The sequence below is a fragment of the Pseudomonas xanthosomatis genome (assembly GCF_019139835.1).
GTDB classification, from domain to species: domain Bacteria; phylum Pseudomonadota; class Gammaproteobacteria; order Pseudomonadales; family Pseudomonadaceae; genus Aquipseudomonas; species Aquipseudomonas fakonensis.
In genome coordinates this window covers 5,371,370-5,396,727 of sequence record NZ_CP077075.1, presented here as the reverse complement: position 1 = coordinate 5,396,727, position 25,358 = coordinate 5,371,370, and the positions used below count along the sequence as shown (strand labels likewise).

Below are 25,358 nucleotides of genomic sequence, written 5' to 3'. Positions count from 1 at the left end.
CGGGGACTCCTCCTGGGTCATTTGCTGCTGCCCGCAACGCTTTCGCCGCCGCGGGTCAGGTAATAGGCGCCGAGTATCGGCAGCATGGTCACCAGCATCACCAGCATGGCGACCACATTGGTCACCGGCACGTCACGCGGGCGGCTGAGCTGGTTGAGCAGCCAGATCGGCAGGGTGCGTTCGTTGCCGGCGGTGAAGGTAGTGACGATGATCTCGTCGAACGACAACGCAAAGGCCAGCATGCCGCCGGCCAGCAGGGCCGAACCGAGGTTGGGCAGGATGATGTAGCGGAAGGTTTGCCAGCCATCGGCGCCCAGGTCCATCGAGGCTTCGATCAGGCTCTGCGAGGTGCGCCGAAGGCGGGCGATGACGTTGTTGTAGACGATCACCACGCAAAAGGTCGCGTGGCCGACCACGATTGTGAACAACCCGGGCTCGATGCCCAGGCTCTTGAACGCCGACAGCAGGGCGATACCGGTGATGATGCCGGGCAGGGCGATGGGCAGGATCAGCATCAGCGAAATGCCTTCCTTGCCGAAAAAATCGCGCCGGTACAGCGCCGCCGAAGCCAGGGTGCCGAGCACCAGGGCGATCAGCGTGGCCAGGCACGCCACCTGCAGCGACAGCTTGATCGCCTCGAGCACGTCGGGGCGGGCGAAGGCCACGCTGAACCACTTCAGGGTGAACCCCTGTGGCGGGAAGCTGAACGCGGCGTCCTCGGTGTTGAAGGCATACAGCAGGATGATCAGGATCGGGAAGTGCAGGAACACCAGCCCGCCCCAGGCCGCCAGGCGCAGGCCCCATGAGGCTTTGTCAGAGTGCATCGAAGGCCCCTAGGCGTTTGACGATGGACAGGTACACGGCAATCAGTACGATCGGCACCAGGGTGAAGGCCGCCGCCATGGGCATGTTGCCGATCGCCCCTTGCTGGGCGTACACCATGCTGCCGATGAAGTAGCCGGGCGGGCCGACCAGCTGCGGCACGATGAAGTCGCCCAAGGTCAGCGAAAAGGTAAAGATCGAGCCCGCAGCGATGCCCGGCACCGACAGCGGCAGCACCACCTGCAGGAAGGTCTGCCCGGGCCGTGCGCCAAGGTCGGCGGAGGCTTGCAGCAGCGAGGGCGGCAGGCGCTCCAGCGAGGCCTGGATCGGCAGGATCATGAACGGCAGCCAGATGTACACGAACACCAGAAAGCGCCCCAGGTGCGAGGTGGACAGCGTGCTGCCGCCCACCCCGGGGATGCCCAGCACCAGTTGCAGCACAGCGTCCAGGTGCAGTTGCTGGATGAACCACTGGGCTACGCCACCCTTGGCCAGCAGCAAGGTCCAGGCGTAGGTCTTGACGATGTAGCTGGCCCACATCGGCATCATCACCGCGATGTAGAAGAACGCCTTGGTGCGCCCGCTGGTGTAGCGCGCCATGTAGTAGGCGATGGGGAAGGCCAGGGCGGCGCTGGCCAGCGACACGGCCACGGCCATGCTCAAGGTGCGCAGGATGATGTCGAAGTTCGATGGACGCAGCAGCGCGGCGAAGTTGGCCAGGGTCAGCTCTGGCGACACCGTCATGGAGAAGTCGTCGAAGGTGTAGAAGCCTTGCCACAACAGGTTCAGCAGCGAGCCCAGGTAGATCGCGCCAAACCACAGCAGCGGCGGGATCAGCAGCATCAGCAGGTACAGGTTGGGGCGCCGGTACAACAGGTTGCACAGGCGCCGCATCGCCGAGGTCCCCGGTTGCTCGCTGGCGGCTTGCACGGCCAGGCTCATGGCTGGGTTTCCTGCAGTGCGGTCATTGCCTCACGCGGCCAACTGGCCTGCACGCGCTGGCCGGCCTGCCAGGGGTGGGGCTGCTCCTGCCACTGGTCGTTGGCCTGGCTCACTGCCAGTAACTGGCCGCTGTCGAGCTTCAGTTCAAAGCGCGTGGCACTGCCCTGGTACTGGATATCGTGCAGCACGCCGGCCACCTGCACCTCATGGCTGGCCGGCTGGCCGCCCAGGCGGATGTGCTCGGGGCGGATCGAGAAGGGCTGCGGGCTGCCGCTGAGCTGTTGCGCCAGCTCGCCGCGCAGCACGTTGGAGGTGCCGACAAACTCGGCCACGAAGGTGGTGGCCGGCTTCATGTACAGGTTGCGCGGGGTGTCTACCTGCTCGATGCGCCCGCGGTTGAACACCGCCACCCGGTCGGACATCGACAACGCTTCGGTCTGGTCGTGGGTGACGAAAATGAAGGTGATGCCCAGCTGGCGCTGGAGTTTTTTCAGCTCGCCCTGCATCTGCTCGCGCAGCTTCAGGTCGAGGGCGCCGAGCGGTTCGTCGAGCAGCAGCACCCGCGGGCGGTTTACCAGCGCCCGGGCCAGGGCCACACGCTGGCGCTGCCCGCCGGACAACTGCGCCGGCTTGCGCGCGCCGTAGTCACCCAGGGCGACCATGGCCAGCGCCTCGTCGGCGCGGGCATGGCGCTCGGCCTTGGCCACGCCCTTGACCTTCAAGCCGTAGGCGACGTTGTCGCGCACGTTCATGTGCGGGAACAGCGCGTAGTCCTGAAACACCGTGTTGACGTCGCGCTGGTATGGCGGCAGGCCGGCGGCCTCGCTGCCATGGATGCGGATAGAGCCGCTGCTGGGCTGCTCGAAGCCGGCGATCAGGCGCAGGCAGGTGGTCTTGCCCGAACCCGAAGGGCCGAGCATGGAGAAGAATTCGCCATCGTGGATGTCGATGCTGACCTGGTCGACGGCCTTGACCTCGCCGAAGGTGCGGCAAACCTGGGTGAACTGGACTGCTGGGGGCATGGCGGGTACTCGGTTGATTGTGTTTCATGTGCCGGCCTCATCGCGGGCAAGCCCGCTCCTACAGGGACTGCGCTGCTCCTGTGGGAGCGGGCTTGCCCGCGATGGGGCCGGTACAAGCGACGCTTTATCAGCGCCCACCCATGATCGCGATGTAATCCTGGGTCCAGCGGCTGTAGGGCACGAACTTGCCGCCCTCGGCCTGCGGGGTTTTCCAGAAGGCGATCTTGTCGAAGTTGTCGAAACCGTTGGTCTTGCAGCCCTCGGCGCCCAGCAGCTCGCTGCCGGTGCAGGCTGCCGGCACCGCCGGCAACGAACCGAACCAGGCCGCCACGTCACCCTGCACCTTCGGTTGCAGCGACCAGTCCATCCACTGGTAGGCGCAGTTGGGGTGCTTGGCTTCGGCGTGCAGCATGGTGGTGTCGGCCCAGCCGGTGGCGCCTTCCTTCGGTACCACCGAGGCCACCGGCTGCTTGTCGGCCTGCAGGCCGTTGACCATGTAGCCCCACGAACTGGTGGCCGCCACGCCTTCGTTCTTCACGTCGCTCATTTGCACCGTCGCGTCATGCCAGTAGCGGTGAATCAGCGGTTGCTGCTGGCGCAGCAGGTCGAGCACCGCCTTGTATTGCACCTCGGTCAGCTCGTAGGGGTTCTGGATACCCAGTTCAGGCTTGGCCGACTTCAGGTACAGCGCCGCATCGGCGATGTAGATCGGCCCGTCGTAGGCCTGCACGCGGCCCTTGTTGGGTTTGCCGTCCGGCAGGTTCTGCGGCTCGAACACCACGCTCCAGCTGGTGGGTGGGGTCTTGAACACGTTGGTGTTGTACAGCAGCACGTTCGGGCCCCACTGGTAGGGCGTGCCGTAGACCTGGTCCTTGACCACGTACCAGGCGCCGTTTTGCAGGCGCGGGTCCAGGTTCTTCCAGTTGGGGATCAACGCCGTGTTGATCGGCTGTACACGCTTGCCGGCCACCAGCCGCAGCGAGGCGTCGCCGGACGCGGTGACCAGGTCGTAGCCGCCCTTGGTCATCAGGCTGACCATCTCGTCGGAGGTGGCGGCGGTCTTCACGTTGACCTTGCAGCCGGTCTGCTTCTCGAAGCCTGTCACCCAGTCGTAGGCCTTGTCGCTGTCACCGCGCTCGATGTAGCCGGGCCAGGCGATGATGTCCAGCTGCCCTTCGCCGGCGCCGAGCTTCTGCGGCAGCCCGGCGGCCTGCGCGCCGGCACTGGCCAGCAGGGCGCCGAGCAAAATGGTCTTGTGCACTGACATGATGTTCCCTCTTGTTCGCTGTTGTGGTCGGGGCAGTCGTCAAGCAAAGCGGTGAAGCCATCGTTGATTGCGTGTTGTGCGGGGTTACTCCAGGTGCTCGCCGTGGCGCGCCATGATGTGGCGCACCACGCTGTAGTCCTGCAGCGAGTCGCTGGACAAATCCTTGCCGTAGCCTGAGCGCTTCAGGCCGCCGTGGGGCATTTCGCTGGCCAGCATGAAGTGGCTGTTGATCCAGGTGCAGCCGTACTGCAGGCGGTTGGCCACCTGCATGGCCTTGTCCAGGTTTTGCGTCCATACCGACGAGGCCAGGCCGTATTCAGAGTCGTTGGCCCAGTCCACTGCCTGGGCCAGGCCCTCGAAGCGGGTCACCGTGACCACCGGGCCGAACACCTCGCGCTGGACGATCTCGTCGTGTTGCCGGCAACCGGCCAGCAGCGTGGGTTGATAATAAAAGCCGGGGCCGGAGTGCACGGCGGCGCCGGTCACCCGTTCGATATGCGGCTGGCCCAGGGCGCGTTCGACAAAGCTGGCCACGCGGTCGCGCTGGCGCGGGGTGATCAGCGGGCCGATCTCGTTGTCGGCGTCGCGCTTGCCGGCAAAACGCAGCGAGGCGACGGCGGCGCCCAGCTCCTCGACGAGGCGGTCGTGGATGCCGGCCTGGGCGTAGATGCGGCAGGCGGCGGTGCAGTCCTGGCCTGCGTTGTAGTAGCCATAGGCGCGCACGCCGGCCACCACCGCCTCAAGGTCGGCGTCGTCGCAGACGATCACCGGCGCCTTGCCACCCAGCTCCAGGTGGGTGCGTTTGAGGGTGCGCGAGGCGGCCTGAAGGATCTTCTGCCCGGTGACGATATCGCCGGTCAGCGACACCATGCGCACCGCCGGGTGGCTCACCAGGTGGCTGCCGACGCTTTCGCCGCCGCCGCAGACGATGTTCAGCACGCCGGGCGGCAGCAGCGCGTTAAGTGCTGGCGCCAGCGCCAGAATCGACAGCGGGGTGTGTTCGGAGGGTTTGAACACCAGGGTGTTGCCAGCCGCCAGGGCCGGGGCGATCTTCCAGGCGGCCATCATGATCGGGTAGTTCCACGGCGCGATGGAGGCTACCACCCCCAGCGGGTCGCGGCGCACCAGGCTGGTGTAGCCGGGCAGGTACTCGCCGGCCAGCTGGCCGGTCTGGCAGCGCACGGCGCCGGCGAAAAAGCGAAACACGTCGATGGCCGCGGCCAGGTCATCCTGGCGGGCCAGGTGCAGGGGCTTGCCGCAGTTCAGGGCTTCGAGGCAGGCCAGTTGTTCCTGCTGGCGCTGCAGGGCGTCGGCGATCTCCAGCAGCACGCCTGCGCGTTGTTGCGGGGTGGTGCGGGCCCAGCCGGCAAAGGCCCGCTGGGCGGCGACGATGGCCGCTTCGACCTGCTCGACGCCGGCCTCGGCAATGCGCACCAGGGTTTCGCCGGTGGCCGGGTTGAGAATGGGTTCTGCCGGCCCGCAGCCTTCGACCAGCTCGCCATCGATGAGCAACGCGGTGCACAGCGGGGTAGGGGTACCAGGCATCGCAGGCTCACTTTGGCTGTTATTGGAGGTGTTGCCGTCGAGTCAGCCTAGAGCGCCCGCGCCCTGCCTACAAATTCGAAATAAAGAAGGTGGCCATCGATTAAATCGAATGCTTGCGCCCGCCGGCCGGCTGTTCCCGGGCCACGGTGAGGAACGGGTCCACCAGTGCCGGGCGCGCGGTGCCCCGGCGCCAGGCCAGGCCGACGTCGAGGGTCTGGTTGAGGTCGGCCAGCGGCCGGGCCTCGATGATGTCGCCTTCCAGCGACCAGGGGCGGTAGGTCATGTCTGGCTGGATCGACACCCCAAGCCCTGCCGCCACCAGGCTGCGCACGGCCTCGGTGGAGGCAGTGCGCAGGCTGACGTTGGCCTGCAGCCCGGCGCTGGCCCACATGCGCCGGGCGTTGTGCTCCATTTCGTCGACGTTCAGCTGAATCAATGGCTGCTCGGCGACATCGGCCAGGCTGATGCTGTCCTGCTCCAGCAGCGGGTGCTGGGCCGGCAGCCACAGGCGGTGCGGCGAGTGGGTCAGCACCTCGGTCTGCAGCGCCATGCGGTCTTCGAGGTTGGACAAAATCAGCACCGCCACGTCGATTTCGCCGCTGACCAGCAGGTGCTCGATGTAGGGCCGCTCGTCTTCCACCACCCGCAGCGCCACGTTGGGGTAGGCGCGCTGAAAGCGGGTCAGCAGGTCGGCCAGGTAATAGCCGGCCACCAGGCTGGTGACGCCGATGGTCAACTGGCCCGACACCTGGTCGGTGCTTTGCTGCAGGCTGCGCTTGGCGTTGTCGACGGTGGCCAGAATCAGGTGCGCCTGGCGCAAGAACTGGTGGCCTTGGTGGGTCAGGGTCATGCCTTTGGCGTGGCGGTTGAACAGCAGCACGCCGATCTCCTGCTCCAGTTGCTGGATGGCAAGGGTCAGGGTGGACTGCGAAATGAACACCGCCTGGGCGGCGGCAGAGATGGAGCCGGTCTCGGCAACGGCGATGAAGTGCCGGATCTGGCGCAGGGTCATCATGGGGGCAGGCTTCTTATGAGTTTTATTGGCTGATACCAGCATAGTTCGTTTTTATCGATGGCAGGCGCAACATCCGGAAGCATTTGTTCAGGTGGCTTACCACGGGCGCCGTCCTACTCTGGTGGCCTCTTTTTCGTACCGTGGAGACGCAACCATGAACACCCGGGGTCTGCTCGACCAACTGCTCAAGTCCGGCCAGGAACTGCTCGGCAACCAAACCGGCAAGGGTGCTGGCAAATCCGCCAGCGGCGGCCTGGGCGGCCTGCTTTCCGGTGCCGGCGGCGGCGCCCTGGCAGCCGGCGCAATGGGGCTGCTGATGGGTAACAAAAAGGCCCGCAAGTACGGCGGCAAGGTACTCACCTACGGAGGCCTGGCCGCCCTCGGCGTGCTGGCCTACAAGGCCTACGGCAACTGGCAGGCCCGCCAGGGCGCCGGCAACCAGGAGCCGCAGACCCTCGACCGCCTGCCGCCGGCCCAGGCCGAGCAGCACAGCCAGGCGGTACTGCGCGCGCTGGTGGCGGCGGCCAAGTCCGACGGCCATATCGATGAGCGCGAGCGGGCCTTGATCGAGGGCGAATTCACCCGCCTGGACAGCGACCGCGAACTGCAGCACTGGCTGCACGCCGAGCTGAACAAACCGCTGGACCCGGCCGAAGTGGCCCGCGCCGCGCAAACTCCGGAAATGGCCGCCGAGATGTACCTGGCCAGCGTGATGATGGTCGACCAGGAGAACTTCATGGAGCGTGCCTACCTGGACGAACTGTCCCGCCAGCTGCGCCTGGACCCGGCGCTGCGCCAGGAACTGGAGAGCCAGGTTCGGCTTGCTGCCGGTCAATGAAATGGCATTTGGCCAGTTCGCTGGCCACCTAAGCCCGAATACAGCAGCATTCAGCCGCAAAAGCGTAGGAAGCCTGGGCTATACTTCGGCGATTTTTCCCCGCTTGTGACGAATTCCTGAGGGCTGAATGTGAAGAACTGGACCTTGCGCCAACGGATCCTGGCAAGTTTCGCCGTGATCATCGCCATCATGTTGCTGATGATCGTGGCAGCCTACTCAAGGCTGCTGGCGATCGAGTCCAGTGAAGAAGTGGTAGGCTCCGACAGCATCCCCGGGGTCTACTACAGCTCGATGATCCGCAGCGCCTGGGTCGACAGCTATGTCACCAGCCAGCAGTTGGTGGGGCTGTCGAACCACCGCGAGATCACCTCGGCGGACCTTGAGCTGTTCAAGAGCTTCGACGAGCGCCTCAAACAGCACATGGCCAGTTACCAGGGAACCATCCGCGACAAGGGCGACCAGGACGCCTTCGACGTCTTCACTCGCCAGGAAGAGGCGTACGTGAAGATCGTCGCCCAGGTGCTGGAAACCTACCGCAAGCATGACTACGCAGAAGCCCAGCGGCTGATCGCCGACGTTTTGACCCCCGCCTGGATAGACGGTCGCAAGCACCTCAACGACGTGATCGAGCGCAACCGCGAGTCGGCCGATGCGGCTACCAACGACATCGTCAACGCAGTAGCCACCGCCAAGGTCAGCATGATGGTGTCGCTGGTGCTGGCGATCATCGCCGCCGGCGTGTGCGGCCTGCTGCTGATGCGCGCCATCACCGCGCCCATGCAGCGCATCGTGCACGCCCTCGACCGCCTGCGCTCGGGCGACTTGAGCATGCGCCTGAGCCTGGACCGCAAGGACGAGTTCGGCGCCATCGAAAGCGGCTTCAACGAAATGGCCGAGTCGTTGGCCGGCCTTGTGTCCCAGGCCCAGCGCTCGTCGGTGCAGGTGACCACCTCGGTGACCGAAATCGCCGCCACCTCCAAGCAGCAGCAGGCCACCGCCACCGAAACCGCCGCCACCACCACCGAGATTGGCGCCACCTCGCGGGAAATCGCCGCCACCTCGCGCGACCTGGTGCGCACCATGACCGAAGTCACCAGCGCCGCCGACCAGGCCTCGAGCCTGGCCGGCTCCGGCCAGCAAGGCCTGGCGCGCATGGAAGAAACCATGCACCAGGTGATGGGCGCCGCCGAGCTGGTCAACGCCAAGCTGGGCATCCTCAACGAGAAGGCCGGCAACATCACCCAAATGGTGGTGACCATCGTCAAGGTGGCCGACCAGACCAACCTGCTGTCGCTCAACGCCGCCATCGAGGCGGAAAAGGCCGGCGAGTACGGCCGCGGCTTTGCCGTGGTGGCCACCGAAGTGCGCCGCCTGGCCGACCAGACCGCCGTGGCCACCTACGACATCGAGCAGATGGTGCGCGAGATCCAGTCGGCGGTGTCGGCCGGGGTGATGGGCATGGACAAGTTCTCCGAAGAGGTGCGCCGCGGCATGTTCGAGGTGCAGCAGGTGGGCGAGCAACTGAGCCAGATCATCCACCAGGTGCAGGCGCTGGCGCCGCGGGTGCTGATGGTCAACGAAGGTATGCAGGCCCAGGCCACCGGTGCCGAACAGATCAACCAGGCCCTGGCCCAGCTCAGCGATGCCAGCACGCAGACGGTGGAGTCGTTGCGCCAGGCCAGCTTCGCCATCGATGAGTTGAGCCAGGTGGCGGCCGGCCTGCGCGGCGGTGTTTCGCGCTTCAAAGTCTGATGCCCATGACCGACCTGCATCCGCGCGAGGAGCGCACGGCCGCCGCCAAGGGCGTGCTGTACCTGCAGTTTCGCATCGGCCAGCAGCGCTTTGCGCTGGACGTGCGCGAGGTGATCGAAGTGTTGCCACGCCGCCCGCTCAAGCCGATCCCCCAGGCCCCGGCCTGGGTCGCCGGCATTCTGGCCCACCGTGGTGAGCTGGTGCCGGTGATCGACCTGTCGGCGCTGTGCTTTGCCACCCCGGCAGCGGCCCGCAGCAGCACCCGCCTGGTGCTGGTGCGTTACGACGGCGACCCGCTGCGCCCGGGCCTGCAACTGGGGCTGGTGCTCGAACAGGCCACCGACACCCTGCGCTGCCAGCCCGAGGAGTTTCAGCCTTACGGCCTGGACAACGCCGAGGCGCCGTACCTGGGGCCGGTGCGCCAGGACGCCGCCGGGCTGCTGCAGCGCATTCGCGTGCAGGACCTGCTGCCCGAAGCCGTGCGCCCGTTGCTGTTCCCCGATGAGCCAGGGCAGGAGCGCGCATGAGCGAGCAACGGTTCTTCCGCTTCTTGCAGGAACGCATCGGCCTGGACGTGGAGTCGGTCGGCGTGGCCATGGTCGAGCGCGCCTTGCACCAGCGCAGCCAGGCCGTGCAGGCAAACGATCTGGACGACTACTGGGTGCGCCTGCGCCAGTCGGCGGCCGAGCAGCAGGCCTTGATCGAGGCGGTGATCGTCCCCGAGACCTGGTTCTTCCGTTACCCCGAATCCTTCGACGCCTTGCTCACCCTTGCCCGCAAGCGCCAGGCGGAGCTGGCCGGGGCGCGGCCGCTGCGCATCCTCAGCCTGCCGTGCTCCACCGGCGAGGAACCCTATTCGATCGCCATGGCTTTGCTCGACGGCGGCCTGTGCCCGGCCAGCTTCCTGATCGACGCCATGGACATCAGCCCCAACTCGGTAGCCAAGGCGCAACAGGCCGAGTACGGCCGCAACTCGTTCCGTGGCAGCGACCTGGCGTTTCGCGACCGGCACTTCAGCGCCGAGGGCGAGGTTCACCGCCTGGATGAGCGGGTACGCCGGCAGGTGAGCCTGCAAGCGGGCAATGTGCTGGACCCGGCGCTGAAAAGCCGTGACGGGCTGTACGACTTCGTGTTCTGCCGCAACTTGCTGATCTATTTCGACGTGCCGACCCAGCAGCGGGTGTTCGAGGTACTCAAGCGCCTGACCCATGCCCAGGGCGTGCTGTTCATCGGCCCGGCCGAGGGCAGCCTGCTGGCGCGCCTGGGTATGCGCCCGGTGGGTATTGCCCAATCGTTCGCTTATGTGCGCCAGGCCGACCCGGCACCCGCGCCAGCTGAACAAGCCGAGCGCCCGCAACGCCAGCCTGCGCTGCCCAAGGTGGTGCCACTGGCGCCCCGGGCGCCGCGCCCGGCCAGCCCAGCGCCGCAACCTGCGCCGGCCCGTGAAAGCGAGGCGCAGTTGCTGGCCGCCATCGCCCAGGCCGCCAATGGCGGCGACAGCCAGCAAGCCCGTGCCGGCTGCGAGCGCTACCTCAAGCAGTTCGCCCCCAAGGCGCAGGTTTACTACTGGCTGGGCCTGCTCAGCGACACCGAAGGCGACGCCGCCCAGGCCATCGTCCACTACCGCAAGGCCCTTTACCTGGAGCCCCAGCACCCCGAGACCCTGATGCACCTGGCGGCGCTGCTGGCTGCCCAAGGCGATGCGGCAGGCGCCCGGCGCCTGCAGGAGCGCGCGGCACGGGCCGGCCGGGAGTCTGAACGATGAGCACCGGCCTGGACATGCAAGTGATTGCCCACCAAGACGAGGCCATCGACGACTGCTGGAACCGCATCGGCGTGCACGGCGACAAGCAATGCCCGCTGCTTGCGCGGCATATCCACTGCCGCAACTGCGAGGTTTACGCCTCTGCCGCCACGCGTTTGCTGGACCGCTACGCGCTGGTCGAAGGCGACGTGCTGGCAGCCCCGGTCGCAGCGCAGGAGCCGGCCACTGGCCGCTCGATGCTGCTGTTCCGCCTGGGCGAGGAATGGCTGGCGCTGCCCACCGTTTGCCTGGCCGAGATCGCCCCGACGCAGCCGGTGCATTCGCTGCCCCACCAACGCTCGCGGGTGCTGCAGGGCGTGGCCAATGTGCGCGGTGCGCTGGTGCCGTGCCTGTCGCTGGCCGACCTGCTGGGTGTGGCGGGCGAGCCTGCCGGCGAGCGCAGCGGGCGCCACCTGCCGCGCATGCTGATCCTGGCCGCCGAGGGCGGGCCGGTGGTGGTGCCGGTGGACGAGATCGACGGCATTCACCGGCTCGACCCTGCACGCCTTGACCAAGGCCGCGACACCGCCCACTTCACCGCCGCCGTGCTGCAATGGCGCAGCCGCAGCGTGCGGGTGCTGGACGAAGACCATTTACTGCAAGCCGTGAAGCGGAGCCTGTCATGACCCCCGAGCAAATGCGCGACGCTTCGCTGCTCGAGCTGTTCAGCCTGGAGGCCGAGGCGCAAACCCAAGTGCTCAGCGCAGGCCTGATGGCGCTGGAGCGCAACCCGGCGCAGCCCGACCAGCTCGAGGCCTGCATGCGCGCGGCCCATTCGCTGAAGGGTGCGGCGCGTATCGTCGGCATCGACGCCGGGGTCAGCGTCGCCCATGTGATGGAAGACTGCCTGGTGGCCGCCCAGGAAGGCCGCCTGCTGCTGCGCCCGGAGCATATCGATGCGCTGCTGCAGGGCACCGACCTGCTGATGCGCATCGCTACCCCCGGCGACCCGGGGGGCGAGGCTGCGGTGCCGGCGTTTCTGGCAAAGCTTGCAGGCCTGCTGGACCCGGCTGCCGCGCAGGCGCTGCCAGTGCCGGCCACCCCTGCACCGGCTGCACCTGTACTGCCCGAACCGCCTGTGGCCAGCGAACCGCTGCTTGAACCTGCCGCCGAGCCTGAGCCGCACGCACCGCGCAAAGCCGGCAAGCGCACCGGCGAGAACGGCGAGCGGGTGTTGCGGGTTACCGCCGACCGCCTGAACAGCCTGCTCGACCTGTCGAGCAAATCCCTGGTCGAGACCCAGCGCCTGAAGCCCTACCTGGCCACCTTGCAGCGCCTCAAGCGCATGCACGGCCAGGGCATGCGCGCGCTGGACGGGCTCAAGGCCCAGCTCGAAGCCAGCGGGCAGAATGCCGAAGTGCTGCAGGCCCTGGCGCAAACCCAGCAATTGCTGGCCGAAACCCAACAGATTTTGCTGCAGCAGGCCACCGACCTGGACGAGTTTGGCTGGCAGGCCAGCCAGCGTGCGCAACTGCTGTACGACACCGCCCTGGCCTGCCGCATGCGCCCGTTCGCCGATGTGCTGAACGGGCAGAGCCGCATGGTCCGCGACCTTGGGCGCTCACTGGGCAAGCCGGTGCGCCTGGTGGTCGAGGGCGAGAAGACCCAGGTCGACCGCGATGTGCTGGAAAAGCTCGAAGCGCCGCTCACTCACCTTTTGCGCAACGCCGTTGACCATGGCATCGAGTCGCCCGAGCGGCGCCTGCTGGCCGGCAAGCCCGAGGAGGGCACGGTGCGCCTGCGCGCCTCGCACCAGGCCGGGCTGCTGGTGCTGGAGCTGACCGACGACGGGGCCGGTATCGACCTGCAGCGCCTGAGCCGCAGCATCGTCGAGCGCGGCCTGTCGCCGGCTGACACCGTGGCGCAAATGAGCGAGGCGGAGCTGTTGAGCTTCTTGTTCCTGCCGGGCTTCAGCCTGCGCGACAAGGTCACCGAAGTGTCCGGGCGCGGCGTCGGGCTGGATGCGGTGCAGCACATGGTGCGCGAACTGCGCGGCGCTATCGAGCTGACCCAGGTGGCCGGGCAGGGCTGCTGCTTCCACCTCGAAGTGCCGTTGACCCTGTCGGTGGTGCGCAGCCTGGTGGTGGAGGAGGGCGGCGAGGCCTATGCCTTCCCGCTGGCGCATATCGAACGCACCCTGGATGTGGCGGCCGAGGATATCGTGCAGATCGAGGGGCGCCAGCATTTCTGGCACGAGGGTCGGCATATCGGTTTGGTGGCCGCCAGCCAGTTGCTCAACCGCCCGGCCACCCAGGACGAGGGGCACAGCTTGCGGGTGGTGGTGATCCGCGAGCGCGACCAGCTGTACGGTGTGGCCGTGCAGCGGCTGATCGGCGAGCGGGTGCTGGTGGTGATGCCGCTCGACCCGCGCTTGGGCAAGGTCCAGGACATCTCGTCCGGCGCCTTGCTCGACGATGGCTCGGTGGTGCTGATCATCGACGTCGAAGACCTGCTGCGCTCGGTGGAAAAACTGCTCAGCACCGGCCGCCTGGAGCGCATCGAGCGCGGCGCCAGAAGTGGCCGTGGGGTGGCCCGCAAGCGCGTGCTGGTGGTGGACGACTCGCTGACCGTGCGCGAGCTGCAGCGCAAGCTGTTGAGCCACCGTGGCTACGATGTGGCGGTGGCGGTGGATGGCATGGACGGCTGGAACGCCCTGCGCAGCGATGATTTCGACCTGCTGATCACCGACATCGACATGCCGCGCATGGACGGCATCGAGCTGGTCACTCTGGTGCGCCGCGACCACCGCCTGCAATCGCTGCCGGTGATGGTGGTGTCGTACAAGGACCGCGAGGAAGATCGCCGGCGTGGACTGGACGCCGGCGCCGACTATTATCTGGCCAAGGCCAGCTTCCATGACGATGCGTTGCTGGATGCCGTCGAGGAGCTGATCGGAGGGGCGCAGGGATGAAGATCGCCATCGTCAACGACATGCCCATGGCTGTGGAGGCCCTGCGCCGGGCGCTGGCCTTCGAGCCTGCGCATCAGGTGCTATGGGTGGCCAGCAATGGCGCCGAGGCCATTGCCCGCTGCGCCGAACAGACCCCTGACCTGATCCTGATGGACCTGATCATGCCGGTGATGGACGGCGTGGAGGCCACCCGCCGGATCATGGCCGAGACTCCCTGCGCCATCGTCATCGTCACTGTCGACCGCAAGCAGAACGTGCACCGGGTGTTCGAGGCCATGGGGCACGGCGCGCTGGATGTGGTCGACACCCCGGCCCTGGGTGCGGGTGACCCGCGCGAAGCAGCGGCGCCGCTGCTGCGCAAGATCCTCAACATCGCCTGGCTGATCGGCCAGCAGCGGCCCAGCGCGCCGCGCGCGGTGCCGGCGCCCGTGCGCGAAGCCGCACAACGCCAGGGCCTGGTGGCGATCGGCTCGTCCGCCGGCGGGCCGGCGGCGCTGGAGGTGCTGCTCAAGGGGCTGCCGCGAAGCTTTCCGGCGGCCATCGTGCTGGTGCAGCACGTCGACCAGGTATTTGCCGCCGGCATGGCCGAATGGCTGGCCTCGGCCAGTGGCCTGCCGGTGCGCCTGGCCCGCGATGGCGAGCCGCCGCAGCCGGGCCAGGTACTGCTGGCCGGCACCAACCACCATATCCGCCTGCTGCAGAACGGCCAGCTGGCCTACACTGCCGAGCCGGTCAACGAAATCTACCGGCCGTCGATCGACGTGTTTTTCGAAAGCGTGGCACGCTACTGGGCCGGTGAAGCGGTGGGCGTGTTGCTCACCGGCATGGGCCGCGATGGCGCCCAGGGTTTGAAACTGATGCGCGAACGGGGCTTTCTGACCATCGCCCAGGACCAGCAGAGCAGTGCGGTGTACGGTATGCCCAAGGCTGCCGCAGCAATCAATGCGGCAGTGGAAATCCGTCCGTTGGAGCGTATCGCCGGGCGACTGATGGAAGTCTATTCGAAATGACTACTTGTAATGATTCACGCCGCCTGGCCAGCTTATTTCCGAGACAGGACACTAGGGATGAATGATCTGCCAACCGAAGGTCTGACGACCACCAACGAAAACTCGGCCATGGTCCTGCTGGTGGATGACCAGGCCATGATCGGTGAGGCAGTGCGTCGCGGGCTGGCCCAGGAAGAGAACATCGACTTCCATTTTTGCGCCGACCCGCATCAGGCGGTGGCCCAGGCCATGCGCATAAAGCCCACGGTGATTCTGCAGGACCTGATCATGCCGGGCCTCGATGGTTTGACCTTGGTGCGCGAGTACCGCAACAACCCGGCCACCCTGGACATCCCGATCATCGTCCTGTCGACCAAGGAAGACCCGCTGGTCAAGAGCGCGGCCTTCGCCGCCGGGGCCAACGACTACCTGGTCAAGCTGCCCGACACCATCGAGCTGGTGGCGCGCATTCGTTACCACTCGCGCTCCTACCTCACCCTGCTGCAGCGCGACGAAGCCTACCGCGCCCTGCGGGTGAGCCAGCAGCAACTGCTCGACACCAACCTGATGCTGCAGCGGCTGATGAACTCCGACGGCCTGACCGGGCTGTCCAACCGCCGCCACTTCGACGAGTACCTGGAACTGGAATGGCGCCGCGCCCTGCGCGAGCAGCAGCAGTTGTCGCTGCTGATGATCGACGTCGACTACTTCAAGGCCTACAACGACAGTTTCGGCCACCTGGCCGGCGACGAGGCGCTGCGCCAGGTGGCCGAGGGCATCCGCAGCTGCTGCGCGCGCCCCAGTGACCTGCCGGCGCGCTACGGCGGCGAGGAATTCGCCCTGGTGCTGCCCAACACCTCGCCGGGCGGTGCGCGGCTGGTGGCCGAGAAGCTGCGCCAGAACATCATCGCCCTGAACATCCCGCACATCGCCCCCGAAGCCGGCTCGCGCCTGACCGTGAGCATCGGCCTGGCAACCCAGACGCCAAGCCAGGGCAGCCATTGCCGACAGCTCATTTCGGCGGCGGACAAGGGGCTGTACCAGGCCAAGCACAACGGCCGCAACCAGGTGGGGATTGCCTGATCGCGGGGGAAGGTGTTGCCCTTGTGGGAGCAACTGTTTTGCTGATGATCTTGAAGCAGGCGTGATTCCTGTGGGAGCGGGCTTGCCCGCGAACACCGGCAAAGCCGGTGCCAACCACCGCGTTGCCTGCTTCGCGGGCAAGCCCGCTCCCACAGGATCGCGCAGAGCCTGAGTCAGGCGCTGTACCTGTGGGAGCGGGCTTGCTCCGCGATTGTGAGGTGTCAAGACCTGCTCGGCGGGTCTGCCGTCATGCCCAAGACTCGGTTATACTCGCGGGCTTTTCACCGAATTCGCACGAGAGCTGCCCGCCCATGGAAATCCAACCGATCCTGAACACCATCAAGGACCTCACCGAGCGTTCCCAGTCCATTCGGGGGTATCTTTGACTACGATCACAAGCATGATCGTCTGGTCGAAGTAAACCGCGAACTGGAAGACGCCGCCGTCTGGAACAAGCCCGAGTACGCCCAGGCCCTGGGCCGCGAGCGTGCCATGCTGGCGCAGGTGGTCGACACCCTCGACAAGCTGTCCAACGGCCTTGGCGACTGCAAGGACCTGCTCGACATGGCGGTCGAGGAAAACGACGAAGGCGCTGTCAGCGATGTCGTGACCGAGCTGCAAGGGCTGGAGGAATCCCTCGCCCTGCTCGAGTTCCGTCGCATGTTCAGCGGCGAGATGGACCCGAACAACGCCTACCTGGACATCCAGGCCGGCTCCGGCGGCACCGAGGCCCAGGACTGGGCCAACATCCTGCTGCGCATGTACCTGCGCTGGGCCGACAAGCGCGGTTTCGACGCCACCATCATCGAGTTGTCCGAAGGTGAAGTCGCCGGCATCAAGGGTGCCACCGTGCACATCAAGGGCGAGTACGCCTTTGGCTGGCTGCGCACCGAGATCGGCGTGCACCGCCTGGTGCGCAAGAGCCCGTTCGACTCCGGCGCACGCCGCCACACCTCGTTCTCGGCGGTGTTCGTCTCGCCCGAGATCGACGACAAGGTCGAAATCGAGATCAACCCGTCGGACCTGCGCATCGACACCTACCGCTCCTCGGGCGCCGGTGGCCAGCACGTCAACACCACCGACTCGGCCGTACGTATCACCCACGTACCGACCAACACCGTGGTGGCCTGCCAGAACGAACGCTCGCAGCACGCCAACAAGGATACCGCCATGAAAATGCTGCGGGCCAAGTTGTACGAGCTGGAAATGCAAAAGCGCAACGCCGCCTCGCAAGCCCTGGAAGACAGCAAGTCGGACATCGGCTGGGGCCACCAGATCCGCTCCTATGTACTGGATGACTCGCGCATCAAGGACCTGCGGACCGGCGTCGAGCGCAGCGACTGCAACAAGGTGCTCGATGGCGACATCGACGAGTACCTCGAGGCGAGCCTCAAGCAGGGCCTGTAACCTGTACACCACCGCCGCGATACCAGGCCCTGGGGGCCGGTATCGCCTGCCCTGCCCGACAGGGGCAACGAATACCTGATGGAAAGACTGACGACATGAGCGACCTCAAGACCGAATCGCAAGACCTGCAACAGGAAGAAAACGCCCTGATCGCCCTGCGCAAGGAAAAACTTGCTGCAGAACGCGCCAAGGGCAACGCCTTCCCCAACGACTTCCGTCGCGACAGCTACTGCAACGACCTGCAAAAGCAGTACGCGGACAAGACCAAGGAAGAGCTGGAAGCAGCCGCGATCCCGGTCAAGGTGGCTGGCCGTATCATGCTCAACCGTGGCTCGTTCATGGTTATCCAGGACATGACCGGCCGTATCCAGGTCTACGTCAACCGCAAGACCCTGCCCGAAGAAACCCTGGCCGCGGTCAAGACCTGGGACCTGGGCGACATCATCAGCGCCGAAGGCACCCTGGCCCGTTCCGGCAAGGGCGACCTGTACGTCGAAATGACCAACGTGCGCCTGCTGACCAAGTCGCTGCGCCCGCTGCCGGACAAGCACCACGGCCTGACCGACACCGAGCAGCGCTACCGCCAGCGCTACGTCGACCTGATGGTCAACGAAGAAACCCGCCACACCTTCCGTGTGCGCTCGCAGGTGATCTCGTACATCCGCAAGTTCCTCATCGAGCGTGACTTCCTCGAAGTCGAAACGCCGATGCTGCAGACCATCCCTGGCGGTGCTGCGGCCAAGCCGTTCGAAACCCACCACAACGCCCTGGACATGGCCATGTTCCTGCGCATCGCGCCGGAGCTGTACCTCAAGCGCCTGGTGGTGGGCGGCTTCGAGAAGGTGTTCGAGATCAACCGCAACTTCCGTAACGAAGGTGTCTCGACCCGTCACAACCCTGAATTCACCATGCTCGAGTTCTACCAGGCCTACGCCGACTACCGCGACAACATGGACCTCACCGAGGAACTGTTCCGCGAGCTGGCGCAGCTGGTGCTGGGCAGCACCGACGTGCCTTACGGCGACAAGGTGTTTCACTTCGGCGAGCCGTTCGTGCGCCTGTCGGTGTTCGACTCGATCCTCAAGTACAATCCCGAGCTGACCGCCGCCGACCTGCAGGACGTCGACCGCGCCCGCGACATCGCCAAGAAGGCCGGCGCCAAGGTGCTCGGCCACGAAGGCCTGGGCAAGCTGCAGGTGATGATTTTCGAAGAGCTGGTCGAGCACAAGCTGGAGCAGCCGCACTTCATCACCGAGTACCCGTTCGAAGTCTCGCCGCTGGCGCGTCGCAACGACGAAAACCCTGCCGTGACCGACCGCTTCGAGCTGTTCATCGGTGGCCGCGAAATCGCCAACGCCTACTCCGAGCTCAACGATGCCGAAGACCAGGCCGAGCGTTTCCTGGCCCAGGTGGCCGAGAAAGACGCCGGTGACGACGAAGCCATGCACTACGATGCCGACTTTGTCCGCGCCCTGGAGTACGGCATGCCGCCGACCGCCGGTGAAGGCATCGGCATCGACCGCCTGGTGATGTTGCTGACCAACTCGCCGTCGATCCGCGACGTGATCCTGTTCCCGCACATGCGCCCGCAGGCCTGAGCGATGTGAACAAGCCGCCTTTCGAGGCGGCTTTTTCATGCCTGAAGCTTTATGTTGTCTGTGCCGGCCCTTTTGCGGGTAAACCCGCTCTCACAGCTGAATAAATTACCTGTGGGAGCGGGTTTACCCGCGAAAGGGCCGGCACAAGCTGCGCATGACTCCAAGAGGTATTTATCGTGACACCCGCAATGGTCCCACAAGGCGCCGCCGGCATCGCCACCGCCGTCGCCGAGAGCGTGCAGTACCAAGGCCGCAAAACTGCCCGCCAGGGCAGCGAGCAGCGCCGCCAGCAGATCCTCGATGCCGCCATGCGCATTGTCGTGCGCGACGGCGTGCGCGGCGTGCGCCACCGTGCGGTGGCCGCCGAGGCCGGTGTGCCGCTGTCGGCCACCACCTACTACTTCAAGGATATCCAGGACCTGCTGGCCGACACCTTCGCCCAGTACGTCGAACGCAGCGCCGCCTACATGGCCAAGCTGTGGGCCAATACCGAAGTGGTGCTGCGCCAGCTGCTGGCCCAGGGCGATGGCAGCCCCGAGGCGCGGGCGCGGCTGGTCAACGAAGTGGCACGCATGACCGCCGATTATGTGATCCGCCAGCTCAACAACCGCCGCGACTTCCTAATGGCCGAGCAGGGCTTTCGCCAGGAGGCGCTGCTGTGCCCGCGCCTGGCCGAGCTGGTCTGCGCCCACGAGCAGATTCTGCTGCATGGCGCACGGCAGATGCTGCAGGTGGTGGGCTCGCGCCAGCCCGAGCAGGACGCCCAGATGTTGACGGCCATCATCGAGCAGATGGAATATCAGGGCCTGCTCAAGGGCGCTGATGCACAGGCCGATGAGCAGATGCTCGCTATTCTTGTCCGATACCTGCAGATGGTGCTGGCTTCGGCCTGAGGCGACCGAATTTTCAAGGAGAACCTGATGAAAGCCTGGCGTGTGGTGTTGTTGACCTTGTCATTCCTCTTGCTGGGCGGGTGTCTGGTGACCTTCCACGAGCCGTTGCCGGCCAACCAGGCAGCGCCCAAGGCGCTGCTTGGCAAGTGGAGCAGCAAGGATGCCTGGGGCGAGCCGTTGAAGCTTGTGATCAGCCGCAGTGGCGCCGACGCCTACAAGGCCGTGGCCACGGCCAAGGGCAAGGCGGCGCAGGAGTACACCTTCACCGTTTCGCGCCATGGCAACCGCTGGTACCTGTCGGCCGGCGTGCCCAAGGCCATGGGTGGCAACTTCCTGATAGGCGGCTTCGACATCGTCGAGGGCAAGGAGCTGGTGCTGTACAACCTGGATGTGGAGCAGGTGCAGCAGGCGGTGGAGCAGAAAGAGCTGACCGGGCGCACCACCCAGGTACCGGACGAGAACGGCGAAGGCGTGCTGATCGACAGCCCCTCGGCGCGGGTGCTGGCCTACCTGGACGACCCGGCCAACTCCGACCTGTTCGTCGAGGTGGCGCGCTTCCAGCGCTCCGGCAAGTAGTCGGCTGTGCCGGCCTCTTCGCGGGCAAGCCCGCTCCCACAGGTACTGTGCTCGGCTCGAACCCTATGCTGCCCCTGTAGGAGCGGGCTTGCCCGCGATGAGGCCCGCACAGGCAAAGCAGCGCTTGGCACAATGTTCCGATAAGGAGTCCCCGGTGGACGAATACCAGCAGACCATCCGCAGCCTCTCCGACCGCATCGTCGCGGCCCAGACTCCGATCCGGGTGCTGGATGCGGTGAAATGGGACGACAGCGTGCGCCAGGGCTTCCTCAAGGCCAAGGGCAAGGAGCCGCCGGCCATCGACCGGGCCTACTACCAGAACCGCCCGCTGTCGTTCGACTCCGGCGCGGTGAAGGCCGAGTTCCAGAGCATCGAGCGCGACATCATCCGCCAGCTCGGCCAGTTCAACCCGGTCGGGCAGATCATGAAGCGCATGTGCCGCGAGTACCGCATGGTGGTGCGCATGCTCGAGGCGCGTGGCACCGAGGACTTCGGGCTGATCTCGCAAGAGCTCTACGGCGCAGCCTCAGACGCCTTCCACGCCGGTGACCCGACCCTGGCCGACCTGGGCCTGATGCTGTCCAACTACCTCGACAACATCGACGGGCGCGGCGACCTCAAGGACGAACCGAAAAACCTCACCGCAAAAGAGGCCGTGGAGATTCTCCAGCACCGGCTGAACAAGGTGTTCGGCGAGGCCGAAGGGACCATTCGCGTGTTCGAGTCCGACGGTATCGTCGCCGACGCTGCGGCCGGCGCCGACTACATCAAGGTGCGCGCCGACGCCATGTTCAACAGCCGCGATGTGCGCGCGCTGGAGGTGCACGAGGGGCTGGTGCACGTGGGCACTACGCTCAACGGTTTGAACCAGCCGATCTGCACCTTCCTGGCCAAGGGCCCGCCCTCGTCGACCGTGACCCAGGAAGGCCTGGCGATCCTGATGGAGGTGATCGCCTTCGCCTCCTACCCCAGCCGCCTGCGCAAGCTGGCCAACCGCACCCGGGCCATACACATGGTCGAGGAGGGCGCCGACTTCCTGCAGGTGTTCAACTTCTTCCGCGAGCAGGGCTTCGAGATGGCCCAGAGCTACAGCAACGCCAGCCGGGTGTTCCGCGGCTCGGTGCCCAACGGCCTGCCATTCACCAAGGACTTGTCCTACCTCAAGGGCTTCATCATGGTTTACAACTACATTCAGTTGGCCGTGAAGAAGGGCAAGCTGGAGCAGATCCCCTTGCTGTTCTGCGGCAAGACCACCCTGGAAGACATGCGTACGCTGCGCCAGCTGGTCGAAGAAGGGTTGGTGGAGCCGCCCAAGTACCTGCCGGAGCAGTTCCGTGACCTTAACGCGCTGTCGGCCTGGATGTGCTTCTCCAACTTCCTCAACCACCTGAGCCTGGACCGTATTGAAGCCGACTACGCGAACATTCTCTGAGCGCTGCCGCCTGCTCTTGCTCGGCCTGCTGCTGCTGGGGCTGGGCGGTTGCAGCAGCCTGCTGTTCTTCCCCGAGCGCGGCCAGCCGTTCACCCCCGAGCGGGCCAAGCTTGCGTACCGCGACATCACCCTGACCACCGCCGATGGTGTGCGCCTGCACGGCTGGTGGCTGCCGGCCAAGGCCGGGGCCGAGGTCAAGGGCACGGTGCTGCACCTGCATGGCAACGGCGGCAACCTGGCCGGCCATCTGGGCGGCAGCTACTGGCTGCCCGAGCAGGGCTGGCAGGTGCTGATGATCGATTACCGCGGTTATGGCCTGTCGCAGGGCAAGCCGAGCCTGCCCGAGGTGTACGACGATATCGCCGCCGCCATGGCCTGGCTGGACCGCGCCCCCGAGGTGCAGGGCAAGCCGCTGGTGCTGCTGGGCCAGAGCCTGGGCGGGGCCATGGCCATCCATTACCTGGCGGCGCACCCCGAGCAGCGCCAGCGCTTCAGTGCCCTGGTGTTCGATGGCGTGCCGGCCAGCTACCGCAGTGTCGGCCGTTATGCCCTGAGCACCTCGTGGTTGACCTGGCCGCTGCAGGTGCCGCTGTCGTGGCTGGTGCCGGATGGCGACAGCGCGATCCGCTCCATCGAACAGCTGAGCAGCCCGCCCAAGCTGTTCTTCCACAGCCTGGACGACCAGTTGGTGCCGCTTGAAAACGGTATCCGTTTGTACCAGCACGCCCCGCCGCCGCGGGTGCTGCAGCTTACCCGGGGTGGCCATGTGCAGACTTTCGCCGACCCGACATGGCGTGAGGTGATGCTGCGCTTTCTGGACGACCCCAGCCACTTCAACGGCCTGCGCCGCCTGGCCGAAGTACCCAACTACCCTGACGAGAACAACCAGCAATGAGTGAAGAACGCAACGCCATCCCGCTGATCCTGACCGGTGTCGGCAGCATCATCGTGACGGTGGGGGCCCTCTGGTATTACGGCTACCTGCATTTCGCCAAGCCTGAAGATGCCCTGTTGCTGCAGGACTTCACCATGCTCAAGACCATCCCCGGCGAGGACTACAAGGTATCGCTGGACCCGGCACCGCAGGTGGCGCAGTGCGTCGATGGCGTGCTGGTGCTGTTCGACACCCAGCAGAAGGGCCTGACCGGCGTGCTGGTGGACAACCGCAAGCGCGCGGTGCGCTGCATGGGGCAGGAGACGCCGCAGCAGCAGGTGCAGTGATCGCGAACCGTGCAACCGCGCTCTCTGTAGGAGCCGGCTTGCCGGCGATCACCGGCAACGCCGGTGCCAGGCCGCAGATCGAGGTTACCTGGGCTGGCCTTATCGCCGGCAAGCCGGCTCCTACAGGTACAGCGCAGGCCTGGAGGTCATGCGATACCTTTGGGCGAAGCCTGCAATGCGCCGCGCGGATAGCCCAGAGACAACCCAAGAAAAAACCCGCCATCAGGCGGGTTTTTTCATTCAGCCAGCAGCCGTCACTGCACCTGGCTCACCGAACGTGGCGCCACCGGCTGGTTGTCGTTGGAGATGGTCACCTCCACCCGACGGTTCTGCGCACGCCCCGAGTTGCTGGTGTTGTCAGCCACCGGGTACTCCTTGCCGTAACCCTGGGCGACGATGCGCGCAGGGTCGACGCCGGCACGTACCAGCGCCATGCGCACGGCACCGGCGCGGCGCTCGGACAGGGTCTGGTTGTAGTTGGCCGAACCGACGCTGTCGGTGTAACCCTCGACGATCACCTTGCGCTCAGGGTTTTCCTGAAGGAACTGCGCCAGCTTGGTGACGTTGGGGTAGGCACTGCTTTTAAGCTCGGCCTTGTTGAAGTCGAACAGCACATCGCCAAAGGTCACCAGGGTGCCACGGTCGGTCTGCTTGGCGTTGAGGCTGTCCTGCAGCTTCTTGATCTGCGCGTCGCGGGCGTCCAGCTTCGCCTGGGCGCGCTGCGCGGCAGAATTTTTCAGCTCCGCTTCGGCGGTGCGCAGGGCGATGGTCTGCTTGGCCACTTCCACACGCTGGTTGGTGAGGTAGGCAAGCTGGTCGACCTTCTTGTCGTCCTCACGCTCCATGTAGGCCTTGTCGGCCTTGTTCAGCCAGTCCTGGGCGTCCTTGGTCTCAAGGGCGGCCACCTTGCTCGACTGCGGGTCGCTCTGCAGCGCCGAGAAGTTGGTGCGGGCCGATTCCAGGTTGGCATTTGGGTCGTGGGAGCAGGCCGCCAGGCCTACGCTCAGGGCCAGAAGGGCGGGGATCATGACGTAGTTGCGCATAGTGTTCATCCTTTGATTGCTATCGACGAAGGCTCAAGGGGCGTGGGCAGGCTCACTCGGCGCTGCGCAGGCCTTCCTCGCGCACGTCCTGGACGCCTTCGCGGCTGTCCTGGAGGGCTTTCTGGGCCTTGGCTGCCTGGGCCTTGCGTTCGGCCACGCGGGCGTCCCATTCGGCCTGCTCGGCCAGCATCCGGGCCTCGTCATATTTCTTGTCGTGCATGGCGATTTCAGCCTGCTTGAACTTGTCCTGGGCCGCTTTCATTTCCACCGCGGCGAACTCGGTGCCGCCAGCGCTGACCGCCGAATTGACCGCCGATTGGGTCACGGCGTACTGCTCGGTGGGCGGCTTGCCGGCGCAACCGGCCAGCAGCAGGCTGCTGCCCAGTGCCAGTGCGGCCAGCTTGAGCCCGCGCAGGTGGGGGGAGGCGGGTTTAACGATGCGGGTCTTCATGGTGGTCAACTCCATTGGTCACTCCTGTTAACGACGATGTCCGCAACCGGTCCATCGCTGTTTCCCTGGGCGTAAGGGCGCTGCAACGCCCGTGTTTGCAGGGTTTTGCCGTGATGGCTATTGGCTGTGACCGAGGCGTTTTTCCGATAGTTCAGAAAAATTCGCACGCTAAACACTTTTTTTGCTGACCAATTGGTCAGCGCAAAAAGCTGGGAACTTTGCGCGTGCAGGGAGGTATTGCGGGCCTTGTGCGACAAGGCCCGCAGGCAATCGGCGGGTCAGTGGCGCTCGTCGTCGCGGGCGCTGCTGGAGGCGTGCAGGTGCTGGCGCGAGAGCGCCAGAAAGCGCGGGGTAGGGCCGATATCCTCGTACAGCGGGTCGCCCTCTTCGTCGGTGGCGATCACCTGCTGGCCCTTGATGTAGGGGAAGCTGGCTTCCAGCTCCTCGAGCGCGGCGGCTACCAGTTCACCCAGCAGTTCCTCGGCGCTGCGCTTGGGGTACATGTCCACCAGCGCCGCCAGGCGCGCTTCGGCTTCTATGTCCAGGTGCAGTTGGTGGCCGGTGGGGCTCAGGCGGCCGGCGGCATTCTGTTCCCAGTGTTGGGCGAGTTCGCGGATTTTCATGATGACCTCTGTCAAAGCCTTGGAGGGGGCATTGCTTCGGATGACCTGTATTGACTTTAGTTGCTTTGGCCGCGCCCGGCTTGCCAGGCGCAGGCGTGAGTGGGCACTCTTGGGGCCTGCTGTT

At 65.9% G+C, this 25,358-nt stretch carries 24 protein-coding genes; 15 read left to right on the top strand and 9 right to left on the bottom strand.

Features of this window, described 5'->3' with window-relative positions; translation table 11 throughout:
- Positions 1 to 17: 17 nt before the first annotated feature.
- The 6 genes from KSS93_RS23860 to KSS93_RS23835 all read right to left on the bottom strand — a co-directional run bounded on the left by KSS93_RS23860 (position 18) and on the right by KSS93_RS23835 (position 6,613).
- Entirely contained in the window at positions 18 to 824 is an 807-nt protein-coding gene (locus KSS93_RS23860) for an ABC transporter permease (protein WP_217886250.1), read from the bottom strand.
- On the bottom strand, positions 814 to 1,764 hold the full coding sequence (locus tag KSS93_RS23855; protein ID WP_217886249.1) for an ABC transporter permease: 951 nt from the start codon (positions 1,762 to 1,764) through the stop codon (positions 814 to 816). Before KSS93_RS23855 ends, KSS93_RS23860 begins: the two co-directional genes overlap by 11 nt.
- Complete coding sequence (locus KSS93_RS23850; RefSeq protein WP_217886248.1) at positions 1,761 to 2,786, bottom strand: ABC transporter ATP-binding protein; 1,026 nt, start codon at positions 2,784 to 2,786, stop codon at positions 1,761 to 1,763. The genes KSS93_RS23855 and KSS93_RS23850 overlap by 4 nt, the downstream gene beginning before the upstream one ends.
- A 127-nt stretch (positions 2,787 to 2,913) precedes the next feature.
- On the bottom strand, positions 2,914 to 4,053 hold the full coding sequence (ydcS, locus tag KSS93_RS23845) for a putative ABC transporter substrate-binding protein YdcS (protein ID WP_217886247.1): 1,140 nt from the start codon (positions 4,051 to 4,053) through the stop codon (positions 2,914 to 2,916).
- Positions 4,054 to 4,137: 84 nt separating this feature from the next.
- Complete coding sequence (locus KSS93_RS23840) at positions 4,138 to 5,598, bottom strand: gamma-aminobutyraldehyde dehydrogenase (RefSeq protein WP_217886246.1); 1,461 nt, start codon at positions 5,596 to 5,598, stop codon at positions 4,138 to 4,140.
- Positions 5,599 to 5,698: 100 nt separating this feature from the next.
- On the bottom strand, positions 5,699 to 6,613 hold the full coding sequence (locus KSS93_RS23835; protein ID WP_217886245.1) for a LysR family transcriptional regulator: 915 nt from the start codon (positions 6,611 to 6,613) through the stop codon (positions 5,699 to 5,701).
- 154 nt (positions 6,614 to 6,767) lie between these two features.
- Here KSS93_RS23835 and KSS93_RS23830 point away from each other — a divergent pair, with 154 nt between their 5' ends.
- The 15 genes from KSS93_RS23830 (at position 6,768) to KSS93_RS23760 (ending at position 23,117) form a co-directional block, all read left to right on the top strand.
- Entirely contained in the window at positions 6,768 to 7,451 is a 684-nt protein-coding gene (locus KSS93_RS23830; protein ID WP_217886244.1) for a tellurite resistance TerB family protein, read from the top strand.
- Positions 7,452 to 7,580: 129 nt separating this feature from the next.
- A complete protein-coding gene (locus KSS93_RS23825; RefSeq protein ID WP_217886243.1) occupies positions 7,581 to 9,203 on the top strand; it encodes a methyl-accepting chemotaxis protein in 1,623 nt (540 codons plus the stop codon).
- Between the two features lie 5 nt (positions 9,204 to 9,208).
- Positions 9,209 to 9,730 carry a chemotaxis protein CheW gene (locus tag KSS93_RS23820; protein ID WP_217886242.1) on the top strand — a complete coding sequence of 174 codons (522 nt, stop codon included), beginning with the start codon at positions 9,209 to 9,211 and terminating at the stop codon, positions 9,728 to 9,730.
- A complete protein-coding gene (locus KSS93_RS23815) occupies positions 9,727 to 10,968 on the top strand; it encodes a CheR family methyltransferase (RefSeq protein ID WP_217886241.1) in 1,242 nt (413 codons plus the stop codon). Before KSS93_RS23820 ends, KSS93_RS23815 begins: the two co-directional genes overlap by 4 nt.
- On the top strand, positions 10,965 to 11,633 hold the full coding sequence (locus tag KSS93_RS23810) for a chemotaxis protein CheW (protein WP_217886240.1): 669 nt from the start codon (positions 10,965 to 10,967) through the stop codon (positions 11,631 to 11,633). The genes KSS93_RS23815 and KSS93_RS23810 overlap by 4 nt, the downstream gene beginning before the upstream one ends.
- Positions 11,630 to 13,918 (top strand): hybrid sensor histidine kinase/response regulator, encoded by a 2,289-nt coding sequence (locus KSS93_RS23805; RefSeq protein ID WP_217886239.1) that lies wholly within the window; start codon positions 11,630 to 11,632, stop codon positions 13,916 to 13,918. Before KSS93_RS23810 ends, KSS93_RS23805 begins: the two co-directional genes overlap by 4 nt.
- Positions 13,915 to 14,928 (top strand): chemotaxis response regulator protein-glutamate methylesterase, encoded by a 1,014-nt coding sequence (locus KSS93_RS23800; protein ID WP_217886238.1) that lies wholly within the window; start codon positions 13,915 to 13,917, stop codon positions 14,926 to 14,928. The genes KSS93_RS23805 and KSS93_RS23800 overlap by 4 nt, the downstream gene beginning before the upstream one ends.
- Positions 14,929 to 14,985: 57 nt before the next feature.
- Positions 14,986 to 15,990 carry a response regulator gene (locus KSS93_RS23795; protein WP_217886237.1) on the top strand — a complete coding sequence of 335 codons (1,005 nt, stop codon included), beginning with the start codon at positions 14,986 to 14,988 and terminating at the stop codon, positions 15,988 to 15,990.
- 311 nt (positions 15,991 to 16,301) lie between these two features.
- A protein-coding gene (gene prfB, locus KSS93_RS23790; RefSeq protein ID WP_217886236.1) for a peptide chain release factor 2 occupies positions 16,302 to 17,397 on the top strand; the annotation gives its coding sequence in 2 pieces (ribosomal slippage) (positions 16,302 to 16,373 and positions 16,375 to 17,397; 1,095 coding nt in all).
- A gap of 95 nt (positions 17,398 to 17,492) precedes the next feature.
- A complete protein-coding gene (gene lysS, locus KSS93_RS23785; RefSeq protein ID WP_217886235.1) occupies positions 17,493 to 18,995 on the top strand; it encodes a lysine--tRNA ligase in 1,503 nt (500 codons plus the stop codon).
- A gap of 188 nt (positions 18,996 to 19,183) precedes the next feature.
- The gene (locus KSS93_RS23780; RefSeq protein ID WP_217886234.1) at positions 19,184 to 19,888 is read left to right on the top strand and encodes a TetR/AcrR family transcriptional regulator; all 705 of its coding nucleotides are present in this window, start codon (positions 19,184 to 19,186) and stop codon (positions 19,886 to 19,888) included.
- 27 nt (positions 19,889 to 19,915) lie between these two features.
- Positions 19,916 to 20,464, top strand: a complete 549-nt coding sequence (locus KSS93_RS23775) for a hypothetical protein (protein WP_217840009.1) — start codon at positions 19,916 to 19,918, stop codon at positions 20,462 to 20,464.
- A 97-nt stretch (positions 20,465 to 20,561) separates the two neighbouring features.
- Positions 20,562 to 21,896 carry a flavohemoglobin expression-modulating QEGLA motif protein gene (locus tag KSS93_RS23770; RefSeq protein WP_217886233.1) on the top strand — a complete coding sequence of 445 codons (1,335 nt, stop codon included), beginning with the start codon at positions 20,562 to 20,564 and terminating at the stop codon, positions 21,894 to 21,896.
- Positions 21,868 to 22,791 carry an alpha/beta hydrolase gene (locus KSS93_RS23765; protein WP_217886232.1) on the top strand — a complete coding sequence of 308 codons (924 nt, stop codon included), beginning with the start codon at positions 21,868 to 21,870 and terminating at the stop codon, positions 22,789 to 22,791. Before KSS93_RS23770 ends, KSS93_RS23765 begins: the two co-directional genes overlap by 29 nt.
- On the top strand, positions 22,788 to 23,117 hold the full coding sequence (locus tag KSS93_RS23760; RefSeq protein ID WP_217840007.1) for a PA3694 family proteiin: 330 nt from the start codon (positions 22,788 to 22,790) through the stop codon (positions 23,115 to 23,117). The genes KSS93_RS23765 and KSS93_RS23760 overlap by 4 nt, the downstream gene beginning before the upstream one ends.
- Positions 23,118 to 23,371: 254 nt before the next feature.
- Here KSS93_RS23760 and lptF read toward each other — a convergent pair whose 3' ends face one another.
- The 3 genes from lptF to KSS93_RS23745 all read right to left on the bottom strand — a co-directional run bounded on the left by lptF (position 23,372) and on the right by KSS93_RS23745 (position 25,234).
- Entirely contained in the window at positions 23,372 to 24,160 is a 789-nt protein-coding gene (gene lptF, locus KSS93_RS23755; protein WP_217886231.1) for a lipotoxin F family OmpA-related lipoprotein LptF, read from the bottom strand.
- 52 nt (positions 24,161 to 24,212) lie between these two features.
- Entirely contained in the window at positions 24,213 to 24,626 is a 414-nt protein-coding gene (locus KSS93_RS23750) for a DUF4398 domain-containing protein (RefSeq protein WP_217886230.1), read from the bottom strand.
- Between the two features lie 263 nt (positions 24,627 to 24,889).
- The gene (locus tag KSS93_RS23745; RefSeq protein WP_217886229.1) at positions 24,890 to 25,234 is read right to left on the bottom strand and encodes a pilin assembly protein; all 345 of its coding nucleotides are present in this window, start codon (positions 25,232 to 25,234) and stop codon (positions 24,890 to 24,892) included.
- Between the last annotated feature and the right edge of the window lie 124 nt (positions 25,235 to 25,358).

Coding starts and splice junctions, on each gene's coding strand:
- KSS93_RS23860 (WP_217886250.1), bottom strand. CDS start 824: ATGCACTCTGACAAAGCCTCATGGGGCCTGCGCCTGGCGGCCTGGGGC.
- KSS93_RS23855 (WP_217886249.1), bottom strand. CDS start 1,764: ATGAGCCTGGCCGTGCAAGCCGCCAGCGAGCAACCGGGGACCTCGGCG.
- KSS93_RS23850 (WP_217886248.1), bottom strand. CDS start 2,786: ATGCCCCCAGCAGTCCAGTTCACCCAGGTTTGCCGCACCTTCGGCGAG.
- ydcS (WP_217886247.1), bottom strand. CDS start 4,053: ATGTCAGTGCACAAGACCATTTTGCTCGGCGCCCTGCTGGCCAGTGCC.
- KSS93_RS23840 (WP_217886246.1), bottom strand. CDS start 5,598: ATGCCTGGTACCCCTACCCCGCTGTGCACCGCGTTGCTCATCGATGGC.
- KSS93_RS23835 (WP_217886245.1), bottom strand. CDS start 6,613: ATGATGACCCTGCGCCAGATCCGGCACTTCATCGCCGTTGCCGAGACC.
- KSS93_RS23830 (WP_217886244.1), top strand. CDS start 6,768: ATGAACACCCGGGGTCTGCTCGACCAACTGCTCAAGTCCGGCCAGGAA.
- KSS93_RS23820 (WP_217886242.1), top strand. CDS start 9,209: ATGACCGACCTGCATCCGCGCGAGGAGCGCACGGCCGCCGCCAAGGGC.
- KSS93_RS23815 (WP_217886241.1), top strand. CDS start 9,727: ATGAGCGAGCAACGGTTCTTCCGCTTCTTGCAGGAACGCATCGGCCTG.
- KSS93_RS23810 (WP_217886240.1), top strand. CDS start 10,965: ATGAGCACCGGCCTGGACATGCAAGTGATTGCCCACCAAGACGAGGCC.
- KSS93_RS23805 (WP_217886239.1), top strand. CDS start 11,630: ATGACCCCCGAGCAAATGCGCGACGCTTCGCTGCTCGAGCTGTTCAGC.
- KSS93_RS23800 (WP_217886238.1), top strand. CDS start 13,915: ATGAAGATCGCCATCGTCAACGACATGCCCATGGCTGTGGAGGCCCTG.
- KSS93_RS23795 (WP_217886237.1), top strand. CDS start 14,986: ATGAATGATCTGCCAACCGAAGGTCTGACGACCACCAACGAAAACTCG.
- lysS (WP_217886235.1), top strand. CDS start 17,493: ATGAGCGACCTCAAGACCGAATCGCAAGACCTGCAACAGGAAGAAAAC.
- KSS93_RS23780 (WP_217886234.1), top strand. CDS start 19,184: ATGGTCCCACAAGGCGCCGCCGGCATCGCCACCGCCGTCGCCGAGAGC.
- KSS93_RS23775 (WP_217840009.1), top strand. CDS start 19,916: ATGAAAGCCTGGCGTGTGGTGTTGTTGACCTTGTCATTCCTCTTGCTG.
- KSS93_RS23770 (WP_217886233.1), top strand. CDS start 20,562: ATGAGGCCCGCACAGGCAAAGCAGCGCTTGGCACAATGTTCCGATAAG.
- KSS93_RS23760 (WP_217840007.1), top strand. CDS start 22,788: ATGAGTGAAGAACGCAACGCCATCCCGCTGATCCTGACCGGTGTCGGC.
- lptF (WP_217886231.1), bottom strand. CDS start 24,160: ATGCGCAACTACGTCATGATCCCCGCCCTTCTGGCCCTGAGCGTAGGC.
- KSS93_RS23750 (WP_217886230.1), bottom strand. CDS start 24,626: ATGGAGTTGACCACCATGAAGACCCGCATCGTTAAACCCGCCTCCCCC.
- KSS93_RS23745 (WP_217886229.1), bottom strand. CDS start 25,234: ATGAAAATCCGCGAACTCGCCCAACACTGGGAACAGAATGCCGCCGGC.